This window comes from Azospirillum melinis, from assembly GCF_013340935.1.
GTDB classification, from domain to species: domain Bacteria; phylum Pseudomonadota; class Alphaproteobacteria; order Azospirillales; family Azospirillaceae; genus Azospirillum; species Azospirillum melinis.
Window position 1 is genome coordinate 60,109 of record NZ_WHOS01000001.1, and the last position, 15,672, is coordinate 75,780.

Here is a 15,672-nt window from a genome sequence, read left to right on the forward strand (position 1 = left end):
TTCCCATAACGGTGACATCCGCCATTCATTCGGCCCTTGTATGAACAATTGGAAACAATGGTGCCGGCAAACAATGCGGCATGCACAAATACGGAGCGGTCGAAGGAACACGGGAAGTTGCCTCTGTCCCTCCTCGCCATTGATACCAGCCTTATCCCTGATGTGCCAAAGCTTTTGGGCGACACGGTATCGTCAGAGAAAACAAGAACACAAGTTCACTCGGAGGATTCTTCTCATGGTTGGTGCGGTTGCCAAGATGAAGTCTGTCGGTGTCGGCATCGGCGCGTTGGTTGCGCTTGCCGCGATCCCGGCTTATGCACAGGGAAGCGTCACCGTCATGTGCGGTGTGCAGGAGGAATGGTGCAAGGCCATGGTCGTCGCCTTCGAGAAGAAGACCGGCATCGGCGTCGCCATGACCCGCAAGAGCGCCGGCGAGGCTCTGGCCCAGATCCGTGCCGAGGCGGCCAATCCGAAAATCGACATCTGGTGGGGCAGCTCGGGCGATCCGCATCTCCAGGCGGCCGAGGAAGGCCTGAGCGTTGCTTACGAGAGCGGGCAGATGAAGGACCTGCAATCCTGGGCGGAGAGCCAGTACAAGCAGTCGCAGGGACGCAGCGTCGGCGTCTATGCCGGCGCGCTCGGCTTCGTCTACAACACTGAGATGCTTGCCAAGCGGGGCATCCAGCCGCCGAAATGCTGGGCCGACCTGCTGCGCCCGGAGTTCAAGGGCGAGATCCAGATGCCCAACCCCAATTCGTCGGGGGGGGCCTATACCGCGGTGGCGACCCTCGTGCAGATCTTCGGGGAGGATGCCGGCTTCGATTATCTGAAGAAGCTGAACGAGAGCATCAACCAGTACACCAAGTCCGGTGCCGCACCCGCGGCGGCGGTGGCGCGGGGCGAGACGCTGGTCGGCATCTCCTGGGTCAATGACAGCGTCATCCAGAAGGTGAACAAATTCCCGGTCGAAATCTCCACCCCGTGCGAGGGGACCGGCTACGAGATCGGTTCGATGAGCATCCTGAAGGGAGCCAAGAACCTTGAGGCGGCCAAGAAGTTCTACGATTTCGCCCTGACGCCGGAAGCGCAGGATTACGGTGCCACCAACTTCCAGATGACGCCGTCCAACAAGCAGTCGGTGCTGCCGCCCGCCGCGCCGAAATTCGAGGATGTCCGGCTGATCGACTATAATTTCCAGAAATACGGCATGGCCGAGGAGCGCAAGCGGCTGTTGAGCCGTTGGGATGCCGAGATCAAATCCGCTGCCAACTGATCGATCGGTCCGGCTTCGATGAGCCCGCTTTCCCCATGTCGGGGGAGGCGGGCTTTTCTGTCTTTGGGAGCTTGTTCGGCGTCAGGCCTGTCCCGGCAGGGCCGAAATCTCCGCCCGACCACGGGCCGCGGGAGGGGCCCCACCACCCAGGACGTTCCGGATTTGGGCGGCCAGCAGGGGCTTCTGGTAGGGCTTTTGGATGAAGTGGATGTCGAGCGGCAAGCTGGCGCTTTCCACCAGGAAGTCCCGCGCATAGCCGGAGCAGAAGAGGATCTGGAGCGTCGGTTGCCGGACCTTGGCGATAGCGACCAGGGCGGGGCCGTTCATGCCGCCCGTCAGGATGACGTCGGTGAACAGGAGATCGAACGCCGTCCCCTCCAGCAGGAGCAGCGCCTCTTCCGCCGAGGCCGCCGGCACCGCCCGGTAGCCCAGCGCCGTCAGCATGTCGACCGTGGTCGTGCGGACGGCGGGATCGTCCTCCACCACCAGGATGCGCTCGGGACCGCCTTCGACCGGGCCGGCGTCGCGCGGCAGGACCAGTGTTTCCGGCAGCATCCGGGCGCGCGGGAAGGCCATCGCCACCAGCGTGCCGACGCCGGCCTCGCTCTGGATGTCGACCTTGCCGCCCGACTGGCGGACGAAGCCGTAGACCATCGACAGGCCGAGCCCGCTGCCCCGCCCGAAGCGCTTGGTGGTGAAGAAGGGCTCGAAGACGCGCGACAGTACGGCGGGCGGCATGCCGCTGCCGTCGTCGCGGACCGACAGGACGATGGCGTCGCTCCCATCCTGTCTGGAGTCCTGCGTGGCGGCTTCCGTGGCGATGACGATGGTGCCGCCGTCGGGCATGGCGTCGCGTGCATTGACCACGAGATTGAGCAGGGCGTTCTCCAACTGGCCAGGGTCGACCAGGGCGGGGGGCAGCCCCGGCGTCAGCGCCGTCTTCAGGACGATGCCGCCGCCCAGCCCATAGGCCAGCAGGTCGAGCATGCCCTCCACCAGTTCGTTCAGGTCGACGGCTTGCGGCTGCAACGCCTGCTGCCGCGAGAAGGCCAGCAGCCGCTGGATCGTCGTGGCACCGCGTTCGGCGGCGTCGAGCGCCCGCAGCGCCTTGCCGCGCACCGGATCCTGCTCCGGTGACTCGTCATGGATCATCTGCAGATTGCCCATGATCGCGGCGAGCAGGTTGTTGAAGTCGTGGGCGATGCCGCCGGTCAACTGGCCGACCGCCTCCATCTTCAGGGCGTGGCGGAGCTGCTTCTCGATGTCCTTGCGTTCGGTCAGGTCGGAATAGGTGGTGATGAAGCCGCCCGACGGCATCGGGCTGCTGTGCAGCTCCACCACCCGGCCATCGGGGAAGTGATGCTCGCAGCGGACCGCCTGTTCCGTGCGCAGCCGGGTCAGCGCGTCGAGATCGACGCTGCTGCCGTCGAGCATACGGATGCCGACCCCGCGCCGCAACAGGCTGCGTTGCAGTTCCGCCAGTTCGCGGCCGGCGACCTCGGCCGGGGTGAAACCGTTGAGGTCGAGGAAGCGCGGATTCCAGGTGACCAGCCGGCCATTCTCGTCGAACACCGACAGTCCGTCATTCATGTTGACGAACACCGCTTCCAGCATGCGGGAGTTCTCGCCGAGCTTGCGGGCCAGCGCGTCGCGCTCTGCGACATTTTCCTTGAAGACGCTGAAGGCGCGGGCAAGGTCGCCGATCTCGTCCGGCCGGCCGGTGGCGGGGACGCTGACCAGCCTGTCGCCGCCGGCCAGCGCCGACATCGCCCGCGTCACTGCGCGCAAATTGCCGGCAACGTCGCGCATGACGTAGACCGCCGCCGCGATGGCGGCGAGCGCGCAGAGGGCGCCCAGCGCCAGGATGCTGGCCTTGCCCGAGGACAGGGCGGAGAAGGTTGCGTCGCCCCGGCTGCGCGCGGCCGTCTGCATCGTGCTGGTGACGCTCTCGACCTCGCGGTTCAACTGGACCGACAGGGTGTTGGCGGCGGCGACCAGGAAACGGCTGCGCTGCTCGATGCCGAGCTGGCGGGTGCGGATGTCGAAAACGGCTGCCTGGCTGTCGAGCACGGCCAGAAGCTGGTCGAGCGAGGGGGCCATGATCGCCAGCGCCGGGGCGGTGGTGTCGATTGCCCGCAGGCTCTGCCGGTCGGCGTCGAAGCCGCTGTACCAGCGCGCGAGGTCGGCCGGGATGGTGGTCGTCAGGGCGGCGGAGACGGCGTCGCGCGTGCGGTCGGCCAGCCGCAAGACCGAGAAGGGCAGGGGCGGCGTCCCGGTTCCCTCAAGGCCGTGGAAGCCGGGATGCTCAAAGGTCTTGGCAGCGGCCCCTGCCAGTGTCTCGCCGAGGATGCGCTGGTGCTCCAGCCCGAGCCGGATCGCCGACGCCTCCGCCCGTACGGCGATGGCCTCGCCGGTGACGTCCATCAGGTTGCGCAGCGTACCGTCGAGCCGGCCGGCGAGGCGGACCAGCGACGGAACGTCGGACGGGACATGCAGCGAGGCCCGCTCCAGCCCCGGCAGGCGGTTGACCAGGCCGGTCAGGTCGGCGAGCTTGAGTTCGAGCTGGCTGCGTTCCTCGTCCAGGCTGGGGGTGGCCTCGATGGCGGCGATGAAGGGCGCGCGGGCGGCGAGCCCGGTGCTCAGCTCCGCCATCCGCATCGCCAGCGCGATGTTGCCCAACCCCTCGCGTTGGAGGGAGAGCAGGGCGCGTTCCGTCTCCCCCAGCCCGAACCAGCCGACCCCGCCGACCGCCGTCGTCAGGACCACCATGGCTCCGAAGGCGGCGAGCAGCCGGCCGCGAACACTAACGGGGGACAGCATGCGTCTGACCATCGGGTTGGAGGCTAGCGCCGGCCGCCCCGCCGACGCCAGCGGTAAAAGCGGCGGCCGGCGCGAGCGGGGCGGTAGGTGGCGGAGCGGGAGGTGTCAGCGCGCGACGGCGGCGATGCCATCGCCGGTGAAGGTCGCGAGCGCGCTGGCCCCCGCCGGCACCGGGGTGGCGACGTTCGGATCGACCACGAACAGGTCGCCGAACTCGCTGACCAGCCCATACTCCATGTGCGAGCCGAGATATGTCGCCTTGCGGACCGTCACCGGGATGCCGTCTCCGCCAGTTTCGCCGGCCGACACGGTCCGCAGGCGGATCGCGTTCGGCCGGACGGCCAGCAGCACCCCGCCGGCCGGCAGCCCCGGGTCGGGAACCGACAGCGTCACCCGGCCGAGCGCCACCGTGGCCATGCCGCCGCTGCGCCCCACCAGTTCGCCGTCGATCAGGTTGGCGCCGCCGATGAAGTCGGCGACGAAACGGCTGTTCGGCCGGCGGTACAGCTCGTCCGGCGTGCCGGTCTGGGCGATCACCGATCTGTTCATCACGATGATCCGGTCGGAGACGGCCAGCGCCTCCTCCTGGTCGTGGGTGACGTAGACGGAGGTCAGGCCGAGCTTCTGCTGAAGCTCGCGGATGTCGTCGCGCATCTTGCGGCGCAGCTTGGCGTCGAGGTTGGACAGCGGCTCGTCGAACAGCAGCACCTCCGGCTCCAGCACCAGGGCACGGGCGACGGCGACGCGCTGCTGCTGTCCGCCGGACAGCTCGCTCGGCAGGCGCTGGCCGTAGCCGCCGAGCCCGACCAGTTCCAGCCCCTCGGCCGCCTTGGCGGCGGCGTCGCGCTTGCGCACGCCGCTGACCACCAGCCCGTAGGCGACGTTGTCGGCCACACTCATGTGCGGGAACAGCGCGTAGGACTGGAACACCATGGTGACGTTGCGGTCGGTCGCCGGCAGACGGGTGACGTCCTTGCCGCCGATCAGGATGGTCCCGCTGCTCGCCATCTCCAATCCGGCGATCATGCGCAGCGTGGTGGTCTTGCCGCAGCCGGACGGCCCCAGCAGGGTGACGAGGGTGCCCGATTCGATCGTGAAGCTGACGTTGTCCACCGCCGCCGTGTTGCCGTAGCGGCGGGAAACGTTGCGGAACTCGACGCCCGCGGGCTTGCTGGCGATGCTCATACCGGCTTCTCCTGAAGCGTGACGGGGGTGGCGGTGCGGCGGCCGATGCGGCGCTCGCCGACAAGCAGCTGGATGAGGGCGATGACGACCGACATCAGCACGATCAGGGCCGAGCTGTAGGCGATGGCGAGGCCGAAATCGCCCTGCTCGACACGGCCAACGATGTAGGCGGTGGCCAGCTCGTATTTCGGGCTGACCAGGAAGATGACCGCGCTGATCGAGGTGATGGCCCGGACGAAGCTGTAGACCAGCGAGGCGACGATGGCCGGGCGCAGCAGCGGCAGGATCACCCGGCGGATCGTCTGCACGCTGCCGGCCCCCAGCGTCAGCGAGCATTCGTCGAGGCTGCGGTCGATCTGCGACATGGCGGCGACGCCGGCCCGGATGCTGACCGGCATGTTCCGGAAGACGAAGCAGACGATCAGGATGGTGACGGTGCCGGTCAGCTCGATCGGCGGCTGGTTGAAGGCGAGGATGTAGCTGATGCCGATCACCGTGCCTGGGATGGCGAAGCTCAGCATCGTCAGGAACTCGAAGGCGCCCTGGCCCTTGAAGCGCTGGCGCACCAGCAGATAGGCGGTCAGCAGACCGACGGCGGCGGTCAGCGGGGCCGACAGGGCGGCGACCTCGATGGTCGTGAACAGCGAGCCCCAGGCCCGGCCGGACCAGATCAGCCCGCCCGGACCCCAGCTGAGGTCGAAGGCCGCCAGATAATGGCGCAGGGTCAGGCTGTTGTTGCGGCCCCAGTTCTCGGTGAAGCCGCCGAACAGGATCAGGCCGTAGAGCACGAAGGTGAAGGCGGCCCAGGGCAGGGCGGTGGCATAGGCGGCGATCTTGATGCCGCGCGGAAGCTGCGACGGGATGCCGTTGTCGCCCTTGCCGCCGACCGTCGCGTAGGATTTCTTGCCGAGCCATTGCCGCTGCACCCAGAAGGCGCCGAGGCACATGCAGAGCAGGATGATGCCGAGTGCGGCGGCACGGCCGGGGTCGTTCTGGGCGCCGACGACCGCGAAATAGATCTTGGTCGACAGCACTTCGAAATTGCCGCCGAGGATCAGCGGGTTGCCGAAGTCGGCCAGGCTCTCGATGAAGCTGATCAGGAAGGCGTTGGCGACGCCGGGACGCATCAGCGGCCAGGTGACGGTGCGGAAGGTGACCCAGCGGCTGGCCCGCAAGGTCTGCGCCGCCTCCTCCAGCGAGGGGCCGATGCCCTGCACGACGCCGATCATCACCAGGAAGGAAATCGGCGTGAAGGCCAGCGTCTGGGTCAGCAGCACGCCGGGAAGCCCGTAGATCCAGCGCGAGACCGGGATGCCGAACCAGTCGGCCAGCACCAGCGTGACGGTGCCGTTGCGCCCGAACAGCAGGATCACGGCGAGGCTGATGACGAAGGGCGGCGTGATGATCGGCAGGACGGTCAGCACGCGCAGCAGCTTCTTGGCACGGAAGCCGGTGCGCACCGCCACCAGGGCGAAGGCCAGCCCGAGCAGGGTCGTCGCGATGCCGGTCATCACCGCCAGGAAGACGCTGTTCCACACCACCCCGCAGGCTTTCGCCTCGGTCAGGCAGGACAGGCGCCAGATGTCGGGAGCGGCGAGGCGTGACCACAGCGCCGCGGCCGAGAAGGCGCCGGTGCCGGTGTCGCCGGCGCCGCTCAGGACATAGCCGACCGGCAGGAAGACGAAGGCGGCGATGGCGGCCAGCACCAGCCCGATGGCGCCCGCCGTGAAGCGGTCGCCCTTCATGAAGCCCAGCCCGGCGAAGCCGTTGGTCATCAGGAACAGGAAGGACAGCGCGGTCAGCGCCGCCCCGGCGCCGAAGCCGCCCTGGCCCAGCGGCAGCGGGCCGAACAGCGCGCCGAGCCAACCCCAGGCCCAGCCATTGAGGCCGATGGCGAAGCCCTGTGCGGCGGTCCAGGCCAGTCCGAAGGCTCCGCTCGCCAGCAGGATCGCCGGTTGCCGGGCGTGGAGCCGGGGCAGGGCGGTGGCGACGAGCGCCAGGATCAGCGGCAGGGCGGCGGGCAGGAGCCACCAGCGCCCGTTGGTCAGTCCGTCGATCAGGGCGGAGCCGGCCGGGCCCGGGGACGGTGGTGCAAGTGTGGGCTGGGTGCCGCTGCCGGCGAACCAGGGCAGCAGGGCGAAGCCCACCCACCCCAGCGCCAGCCAGACTGCTGAACGAGGACGCATCACGTCACCTGCGAATTTTTGCGGTCCGGGCATGACCGCCCCTTCCCTCCCCCGTTACGGGGGAGGGGGACGACGGATGTCCCGATCGGAGAAAAGGTGCGGAGGCGGTTACGCTGTAACCGCCATTCGGCAACCGTTACTTGGCGACGGCCTTGATTTCGGCGTCCCAGCGCGACAGCAGGCGCTTGCGCTCTTCGGCGGTGCCGAATTTCTGGAAATTGTAGTCGATCATGCGGATCGCCTCCAGCTTCGGCGCCTCCGGCGGGATCGCCGCCTTGCGGTTGGACGGCATCTGGAACTGCTTGGTCTCGGCGCCGGTCGCCTGACCTTCCGGCGACAGGGCGAACTCGTAGAAGGCCTTGGCGGTGTCGAGGTTCTTCGTGCCCTTGATGATGCTGACCGAGCCGATCTCATAGCCGGTGCCCTCGCAGGGGGCGGCGACATCGACCGGGAAGCCGTTCACCTTCTGGTTGATGCCGTCATGCATGAAGATGATGCCGACCAGAGTTTCGCTGCGTGCGACGGCCGCCGCCGGGGCGCTGCCCGACTTGGTGTACTGGTTGACGTTGTCGTTCAGCTTCTTCAGGTAATCGAACGCCCCATCCTCTCCCAGAACCTGGACCAGGGTGGCCAGCGCGGTGTAGGCGGTGCCCGAAGCGTTGGGGTTCGCGATCTGGATCTCTTCCCTAAATTCCGGACGCAGCAGGTCGGCCCAGCATTTCGGCGCGCTGATCTTGCGCTTGGCCAGAAGCTCGGTGTTGTAGACGAAGCCGAGCGCACCGGCGTAGATGCCGACGCTGCGCCCCTGCGACTGCTTGTACTGGCTCTGCGCCCAGGGCTGGAGGTCCGCGAACTGCGGGCTTTCATAGGCCAGCGTCAGCCCTTCCTCGGCCGCCTGCAGATGCGGGTCGCCGGGGCCGCCCCACCAGACATCGGTCTTCGGGTTGGCGGACTCGGCGCGAATCTGCGCCAGCGCCTCACCGGCGCTCTTGCGGCTCATGGCGACGGCGGTGCCGGTCTTCTTCTCGAAGGCGACGGCAATCGCCTTGCACCATTCCTCCTGCACGCCGCAGAGAACGGTGAGGGGGCCTTGCGCCTTGGCCGGGGTCGCCGTCAGGGCGATCACGGAGCCGGCCGCCAGGATGCCGAGGCCGACCGACTTGATCCAGTTGCCAGCGGATGTCACGGAGCACTCCTCCCTTGGAGTTCGGGTTGATTTTTGACGATCGTACATTTGTTCGCTTCCCCAGCGTAAGCGGCCAGGGTGAACGGCGAATGTCACGCTTCAAGGGAGTGGCTGTAACTTTGTTAACAGAAGCCCGCTTGGGGGGCGGTCAGTGACCGAATGCCTCAATGTCGCAGTCGAAAACATATCCCAGCCCGCGCTCGGTGCGGATCAGCCAGGGCTGCTGCGGGTTGCGTTCGATCTTGCGGCGCAGGCGCAGGATCAGCACGTCGATGGTCCGGTCGAAGACATCGTCCCGGTCATGGTGGGTCAGGTCGAGGATCTGGTTGCGGCTGAGCACCCGTCCATGGGCGCGGACCAGCGCCACCAGCAGATCGAACTCTGCCACCGTCAGCGGCACCGGCTTGCCGGCCGGATCGAACAGCCGCCGCCCGTCCTCGTCCAGGGTGAAGCCGGCGAAGCGGTAACCGCGCTTGCAGGGGGCCGGGACGGGAACGTTCTCGCGGGCGGTGCGGCGCAGGACAGCCTTCACGCGTGCGATGAACTCGCGGTTGTTGAAGGGCTTCACAATGTAGTCGTCGGCGCCGACCTCCAGCCCCATGATGCGGTCGATGTCGTCGCCGCGGCCGGTCAGCATGATGATCGGGACATCCATCGTGCCCCGTACCTGGGCGGCGATGGAGATGCCGTCGCGGTCGGGCAGCCGCAGGTCGAGCACGATCAGGTCGAGCCGTCCGGCGCCGAGCACCGTCATCAGCGTCGCCGCATCGGGACAGCGGACCGTCTCGTACCCCTCGCCGGCAAGCAGGTCGGCGACCATCTGGAGGACCGCCGGATCGTCGTCGACGATTCCGATCGTCAGACGCCTGCCGCCATTCGGTGACGTGTTCGATGACATCCTGCCCGCCCGCTGATGAGGGCGCAGGATCGCATTCCTTCCCGCCGGGATCAACCGGTCTGGCCGGGATTTCCAATCGGTTCCGCAGCCTGGCCTGTTCCATTGAGAGCGTGGTAGCTGCGGATCACCTGACTGTCGTCCATCGCCCCCTCTCCGCGGCCGGAGGTGGCGAGGAACATCTGGTGGGCGACGGCGGCCAGCGGCAAGGCCACCTTGGTGTCGCGGCCGGCCTCCAGCACGATGCCGAGATCCTTGACGAAGATGTCGACGGCGCTGGTGATGCCGGGGTCGGCCTGCAGCATGCGCGGGCCGCGGTCCTTCAGCATCCAGCTGGATGCCGCGGAACCGCTCATGATCTCCAGCAGGATGTCGAGATCGACGCCGACCTTGGCGGCGAGCGCGAAGGCTTCGGCGACCACGGCGATGTGGACGCCGCACAGCAGCTGGTTGACGGTCTTCACCGTGGCGCCCTGGCCCGGCCGCTCGCCGACATGAAAGACCTTGTCCCCCATCGCCGCCAGCACCGGGCGCAGCCGCTCCACCACCGCTGCCGGTGCCGCCGCCATGATCGACAGCGTACCGGCGACCGCACCCACCACGCCGCCGGACACCGGCGCGTCGACGAAGCGGCGGCCCGCCGCCTCCACCCGCGCCGCCAGGGCGGCAACCGCTCCCGGCGGGCAGGTCGCCATCAGGATCACCGCCGATCCGTCCGGCAAGGCCTCCAGCGCGCCGTCGGCGAACAGCGCCTGCTCGGCCTGGGCGGCATTCACCACCATCAGCACCAGTGCATCGGCACCGGCCGCCGCCGCGGCGGCGCTGGCCGCCGGCCGGGCGCCGCGCGACGCCAGGGCGGCAATGCTGTCGCCGCGGACATCGAAGCCCTGCACGGCGAAACCCTTGGCCAGCAGGTTGTTCGCCATGGGCATTCCCATGGACCCGAGGCCGATGAATCCGACGGTCGTCATTGTCCGGTGTCCTTGGATACGGAGACTGTGAAGGGGAGAGAGGCCAGTGCCGGGGCGGGTCAGCCGAGGAAGCCGATCGACACCCAGGGGAACGCCGCGACGACGATCAGCCCGACCGCCAGCGCCGCCAGATATCCCAGGATGGGTTTCATGCCTTCGTCCGGGCTGATGCGGCTGATGGCGCAGGCGGCGTAGTAGCCGACACCGAAGGGCGGGGCGAACAGGCCGATGCCCATCGCCAGGATGACGATCATCGCATAGTGGACCTCATGCACGCCGATCTGGCGGGCGATGGGGAACAGGAGCGGTCCGAACAGCACGATGGCGGGGATGCCTTCCAGCACGCTGCCCAGGATGATGAAGGCGACGATGGACACCGCTATGAATACCGGCACGCCGCCGGGCAGTTCGCGCATGACCGTCGCCAGGGTGTTGGAGAAACCCGACTGGGTGAGCGCCCAGGCCATGCCGGTGGCCGCGCCGATGATCAGCAGGATGGCGCCGGACAGGGCTGCGGTATCGACCAGCATCGGATAGATGCGGCGCCAGTCGAACTCGCGATAGACCAGCAGCCCGGCGATCACGGCATAGACGATGCCGATGGTCGACACCTCGGTCGCCGTCGCCACGCCTTCGATCACCGCGGCGCGGATGATGAAGGGCAGGGCGATGGCGGGCAGGGCGATCAGGAACGCCTTGCCGATCTCGCCCCGGCTGGCGCGGCGGACATGGGACAGATCCTCGTCGCGGTAGCGCCACCAGACCAGGGCGGCGAGCGCCACGCCCAGAACGATGCCGGGAAGCAGTCCGCCGGTGAACAGGGCGGCGATGGACACGCCGGTGACGGAGCCGATGGTGATCAGTACCAGGGAGGGCGGAATGGTTTCGGTCTGGGCGCCGGTGGCGGACAGCAGGGCGACCAGATCGCCGGGCTTGGCGCCGCGCGCCTTCATCTCGGGGAACAGCACCGGCGCCACCGCCGCCATGTCGGCCGCCTTGGAGCCCGAGATGCCGGACACGAGATACATCGCACCGATCAGCACATAGGACAGGCCGCCGCGCACATGGCCGAGCAGGCTGGCGAGGAAGCCGACCATGGCGCGGGCCATCCCCGTCATCTCGATCAGCTGGCCGAGAAAGACGAACAGCGGCACCGACAGCAGAATCAGGTGGCTCATGCCCTCGTCCATGCGGCCGACCATGACGATGGCCGGAGTCGAGGTGGCGAGCGACAGATAGCCGAAGGTGGCAAGCCCGAAGGAGAAGGCGATGGGCAGGCCGAGGAACACCATCACGCCGACGCCGACGACGAAGAAAAGCAGCAGGTTGAGGTTGCCGAGTCCGGCGAAGACCGGACCGGCCAGCACCGCCGCACCGATGGTTGCGACCACCGCCAGCGCCGCCCACAGCACGTCGGCAGCGCGGCCGACACGGGCCAGCCGCAGCAGGGCGACCGAGATCATCAGGACGATGCCGACCGGCAGCGCCGAGGCGCGCCAGGAGTTGGCGATGTCGAGCGCCGGGGTGGTGACCCACACCTCTTCCGAGGCGAATTCATAGGCGGGTTCGGCCATCAGCAGCAGGAAGGCCAGCGCCGCCGTCATGGCGAGCACGTCGAGGAAGGCCTGGGCGCGCGGTCCCAGCATGCCGACCAGCGCCGTCATCCGCATATGCTCGCCCCGGCGCAACGCCACGACCGAGCCGAACATGGCGAGCCAGAGAAACAGGATGGAGGCCAGCTCGTCCGACCAGATGATCGGGCTGTGGAGGAGATAGCGCCAGATGACGCCGACCAGCAGCACGCCGACCTCGGCGAGCACCAGCAGCGCCGCCGGAAGTTCGACGAGGAGGCCGATGCCCCGGTCGAGCTGGCCGAGCCAGCGGGCCTGGGTGCCGGACGGCTGTCCGGAACCGTGGGCGACGGTTGCCGCCGCATTGATGGGAGTGTTCATGAGGCCAGCCCTTCGGAAGGACGATCGGTGGACGGGACGGCCGCCCCGGACCCGCCGCCCCTGAAGCCGGTGCCATTCGAACCGGGTTCAGGGCGGGGGCGCGGGTCGGCCGGGTCGCAATCGACGGCAGTCTCAATGGACGGCAGTCTCAGTCTGGAGGGCCTCGGCCTGGACGGTTTCGGCCCGGACGGACTCAGCCGAGTTTGCCGGACACCTTTTCCAGCAGTTCCCAGGCGGTGGCGCCGTACTTGTCCTTCCACTCCTGATAGAAGCTGGTCGAGGACAGCGCCTTGCGGAACGGCTCGCGATCGACGGTGTGGAAGGTCAGCCCCTTGGCGGCCAGATCCTTCTGGAGGCTGTCGTTCAGGGCGGCGATGTCGGCGCGCTGGTCGTCGGCCGAGCGGTCCAGTTCGCGGCCGACGATCCCCTGCACATCGGCCGGCAGCTTGGCGAAGGCGCGCTTGTTGCCCAGCACCCAGTAGCCGTCCCAGACATGGCCGGTCAGGCTGCAGGTCTTCTGCACCTCGTACAGGCGGGCGGTGGCGATGATCGCCAGCGGGTTTTCCTGCCCCTCCACCACCACGGTCTGGAGCGCCGAATACAGCTCGTTGAAATTGATCGGGGCGGGAGCGGCGCCGATGGCCTTGAACAGCGAGGTCAGAGCCGGCGCCGGCGGCACCCGCATCTTGAAGCCCTTGATGTCGTCGGCGGTCTTGATGACGCGGGTGGAGGAGGTGACGTGGCGGAAGCCGTTGTCCCAGATCTTGCCGAGCGTCATGATCGGGGTCTTGGCGATCTCGGCGCGGATGTGCTTGCCGAGGTCGCCGTCCATCGCCTGCCAGACGGCGTTGTAGTCGTTGAAGGCGAAGCCCATGCTGGTGATGCCGGACACCGGGACGAAGGTGGCGAGGATCAGCGAGCTGAGATTGAAGATCTCGACGCCGCCATTGCGCACCTGACCCAGCAGGTCGGTGTCGCTGCCCAGCTGGTTGGCCGGGAACAGCTTGATGTCCAGCCGGCCGGAGGTCGCTTCGCGGATGCGGTCGATCGCTTCCTGGGCGCGGATGTTGACGGGATGGGTCGGGTCCTGGCCGGTGGCGTACTTGAACTGGAATTCGGCGGCGTCCGCCGGGTATTTCAGGATGGTGACCAGCGGCATGGCACCGGCGGCGGCCAGAACGGCGCGGCGGCTGGGACGGAACGAGGTCGCGCGGAAGGGCGGCATCTTGAGCATGGTTTCCTCTCCGGAATTCTATAATTCGGCTTTTTTGGGTTTGGCCTTTTTGGGCGGCGAGGGCGGGGAGGCAGCCTCCCCGCGTCCCGAAGGCCCTTACAGCCAGCCCTTGATGCTGGCCGCCATCGCGTCGGTCGAGATGCCGTAGAGGTCGTGCAGGGTCGGCAGGGCGCCGGCCTTCAGGAACTCGTCGGGCAGGCCGATCTGGCGGAAGACCGGGGCGACGCCGGCGCGCAGCAGGGTGCCGGCCACCGCCTCGCCCAGCCCGCCGATGACGGTGTGGTTCTCTGCCACCACCACCATGCGGCCGGTGCGCGCCGCCTCGCGCAGGATCGTCTCGGTGTCGAGCGGCTTGATGGTGGGGACGTGCAGCACCCCGACGCCGATCTTGTCGGCCTCCAGCCGCTGCGCCACCTCCAGCGCCCGCATCGTCATGATGCCGGACGAGATCACCAGCACGTCCGCGCCGTCGCGCAGCAGCTTGGCCTTGCCGAGTTCGAAGGTGTAATCGTACTCGTCCAGCACCAGCGGGACGTTGCCGCGCAGCAGGCGCATATAGACCGGCCCCTGGTGCGCGGCCATGGCGGGCACCACCTGCTCGATCTCGTGCGCATCGCAGGGGTCGATCACCACCATGTTCGGCATGGCGCGGAACAGCGCCAGATCCTCGGCCGCCTGATGGCTGGGACCGTAACCGGAAGTCAGGCCCGGCAGGGCGCAGGCGATCTTGACGTTGCGGTTCTCCTCCGCAATCGTCTGATGGACGAAGTCGTAGGCGCGGCGCGAGGCGAAGACGGCGTAGGTGGTGACGAAGGGCATCATGCCCTCATGCGCCATGCCCGACGCCGCCCCCATCAGCAGCTGTTCGGCCATCCCCATCTGATAGAAGCGATCCGGGTATGCCTGGGCGAAGATGTGCAGGTCGGTGTATTTGGCGAGGTCGGCGGTCATGCCGACGATCTCCGTCCGCTGCTTCGCCAGCTCGACCAGCGCATGGCCGAAGGGGGCCGGCTTGGTCCGCTGCCCTTCCGCCGCGATGGAGGCGATCATCGCGGAGGTCTTCAGGCGCGGCTTGGCGGCGTTGGAGCCGGGGGTGGCGGTGGCGGTGCTCATGCGGTCCTCCCGGCGTCGAGCGCGTCCAGCGCCAGCTGCCATTCGTGCGCGTCGACGCGGATGAAGTGGTTCTTTTCGCGGGCTTCGAGGAAGGGCACGCCCTTGCCCATCCTGGTGTCGCAGACGATCATCCGCGGCTTGGGCTCCGGGTGGGACTTCGCGGCGTCGAAGGCAGCGACCACCGCGTCCATGTCGTTGCCGTCGACCCTTTGGACGAACCAGCCGAAGGCCTCCAGCTTGTCGACCAGCGGCTCGAACGCCATCACCTGGGTCGACGGGCCGTCGGCCTGCTGGTTGTTGACGTCGACGATGGCGATCAGATTGTCGAGCTTGTAATGGGCGGCCGACATGATGGCCTCCCACACCGAACCCTCGTCCAGCTCGCCGTCGGAGAACAGGGTGTAGACGCGGCTGGCCGAGTTCTTGCGCTTCAGCCCGAGGCCGATGCCGACCGCGATGCCGAGGCCGAGACCGAGCGAACCGCCCGACATCTCCATGCCCGGGGTGTAGGCGGCCATGCCCGACATCGGCAGGCGGCTGTCGTCGCTGCCGTAGGTCTCCAGCTCTTCGGCCGGGACGATGCCGGCCTCGATCAGGGCGGCGTAGAGCGCGATGGCGTAATGGCCGTTGGACAGCAGGAAGCGGTCGCGCCCCTCCCAATGCGGGTCCTCCGGCCGGTAGGTCATGGCGTGGAAGTAGGAGACCGCCAGCACGTCGGCGATGTCCAGCGCCTGCCCGATATAGCCCTGGCCCTGGACTTCGCCCATCAGCAGGGCGTTGCGGCGGATGCGGTAGGCGCGTTCGGCCAGCGGCACATTGTGCCCCAGCGGGGTGGAGTCGATTGCGGTGTCCACGGG

The 15,672-nt window shown here is 68.0% G+C and carries 11 protein-coding genes; 1 reads left to right on the forward strand and 10 read right to left on the reverse strand.

Going from position 1 to position 15,672, the window contains the following annotated elements; all coding sequences use genetic code 11:
• The first annotated feature begins 235 nt into the window (after positions 1 to 235).
• Entirely contained in the window at positions 236 to 1,273 is a 1,038-nt protein-coding gene (locus GBZ48_RS00290) for an ABC transporter substrate-binding protein (RefSeq protein WP_246306887.1), read from the forward strand.
• Positions 1,274 to 1,354: 81 nt separating this feature from the next.
• Here the strand turns inward: GBZ48_RS00290 and GBZ48_RS00295 are convergent, their stop codons facing one another.
• From GBZ48_RS00295 to GBZ48_RS00340, 10 genes are all read right to left on the reverse strand, one after another.
• Positions 1,355 to 4,093 (reverse strand): PAS-domain containing protein, encoded by a 2,739-nt coding sequence (locus GBZ48_RS00295; RefSeq protein ID WP_174469150.1) that lies wholly within the window; start codon positions 4,091 to 4,093, stop codon positions 1,355 to 1,357.
• A 105-nt stretch (positions 4,094 to 4,198) separates the two neighbouring features.
• Positions 4,199 to 5,278 carry an ABC transporter ATP-binding protein gene (locus tag GBZ48_RS00300; RefSeq protein WP_174469151.1) on the reverse strand — a complete coding sequence of 360 codons (1,080 nt, stop codon included), beginning with the start codon at positions 5,276 to 5,278 and terminating at the stop codon, positions 4,199 to 4,201.
• The gene (locus GBZ48_RS00305) at positions 5,275 to 7,464 is read right to left on the reverse strand and encodes an ABC transporter permease (protein ID WP_174469152.1); all 2,190 of its coding nucleotides are present in this window, start codon (positions 7,462 to 7,464) and stop codon (positions 5,275 to 5,277) included. Before GBZ48_RS00305 ends, GBZ48_RS00300 begins: the two co-directional genes overlap by 4 nt.
• A 136-nt stretch (positions 7,465 to 7,600) precedes the next feature.
• A complete protein-coding gene (locus tag GBZ48_RS00310; RefSeq protein WP_343049028.1) occupies positions 7,601 to 8,650 on the reverse strand; it encodes an ABC transporter substrate-binding protein in 1,050 nt (349 codons plus the stop codon).
• Positions 8,651 to 8,798: 148 nt separating this feature from the next.
• Positions 8,799 to 9,548 carry a response regulator gene (locus GBZ48_RS00315; RefSeq protein ID WP_174469154.1) on the reverse strand — a complete coding sequence of 250 codons (750 nt, stop codon included), beginning with the start codon at positions 9,546 to 9,548 and terminating at the stop codon, positions 8,799 to 8,801.
• Positions 9,549 to 9,598: 50 nt separating this feature from the next.
• Positions 9,599 to 10,516, reverse strand: a complete 918-nt coding sequence (locus tag GBZ48_RS00320; protein WP_174469155.1) for an NAD(P)-dependent oxidoreductase — start codon at positions 10,514 to 10,516, stop codon at positions 9,599 to 9,601.
• Between the two features lie 59 nt (positions 10,517 to 10,575).
• Positions 10,576 to 12,468, reverse strand: coding sequence for a TRAP transporter large permease (locus GBZ48_RS00325; protein WP_174469156.1), 1,893 nt, complete (start codon positions 12,466 to 12,468; stop codon positions 10,576 to 10,578).
• 193 nt (positions 12,469 to 12,661) lie between these two features.
• A complete protein-coding gene (locus tag GBZ48_RS00330) occupies positions 12,662 to 13,702 on the reverse strand; it encodes a TRAP transporter substrate-binding protein (protein ID WP_174469157.1) in 1,041 nt (346 codons plus the stop codon).
• Between the two features lie 96 nt (positions 13,703 to 13,798).
• Positions 13,799 to 14,815 carry a transketolase family protein gene (locus GBZ48_RS00335; RefSeq protein WP_209798177.1) on the reverse strand — a complete coding sequence of 339 codons (1,017 nt, stop codon included), beginning with the start codon at positions 14,813 to 14,815 and terminating at the stop codon, positions 13,799 to 13,801.
• Entirely contained in the window at positions 14,812 to 15,669 is an 858-nt protein-coding gene (locus GBZ48_RS00340; RefSeq protein ID WP_174469159.1) for a thiamine pyrophosphate-dependent enzyme, read from the reverse strand. The genes GBZ48_RS00335 and GBZ48_RS00340 overlap by 4 nt, the downstream gene beginning before the upstream one ends.
• Positions 15,670 to 15,672: the final 3 nt, after the last annotated feature.

Coding starts and splice junctions, on each gene's coding strand:
- GBZ48_RS00290 (WP_246306887.1), top strand. CDS start 236: ATGGTTGGTGCGGTTGCCAAGATGAAGTCTGTCGGTGTCGGCATCGGC.
- GBZ48_RS00295 (WP_174469150.1), bottom strand. CDS start 4,093: ATGCTGTCCCCCGTTAGTGTTCGCGGCCGGCTGCTCGCCGCCTTCGGA.
- GBZ48_RS00300 (WP_174469151.1), bottom strand. CDS start 5,278: ATGAGCATCGCCAGCAAGCCCGCGGGCGTCGAGTTCCGCAACGTTTCC.
- GBZ48_RS00305 (WP_174469152.1), bottom strand. CDS start 7,464: ATGCGTCCTCGTTCAGCAGTCTGGCTGGCGCTGGGGTGGGTGGGCTTC.
- GBZ48_RS00315 (WP_174469154.1), bottom strand. CDS start 9,548: ATGTCATCGAACACGTCACCGAATGGCGGCAGGCGTCTGACGATCGGA.
- GBZ48_RS00320 (WP_174469155.1), bottom strand. CDS start 10,516: ATGACGACCGTCGGATTCATCGGCCTCGGGTCCATGGGAATGCCCATG.
- GBZ48_RS00325 (WP_174469156.1), bottom strand. CDS start 12,468: ATGAACACTCCCATCAATGCGGCGGCAACCGTCGCCCACGGTTCCGGA.
- GBZ48_RS00330 (WP_174469157.1), bottom strand. CDS start 13,702: ATGCTCAAGATGCCGCCCTTCCGCGCGACCTCGTTCCGTCCCAGCCGC.
- GBZ48_RS00335 (WP_209798177.1), bottom strand. CDS start 14,815: ATGAGCACCGCCACCGCCACCCCCGGCTCCAACGCCGCCAAGCCGCGC.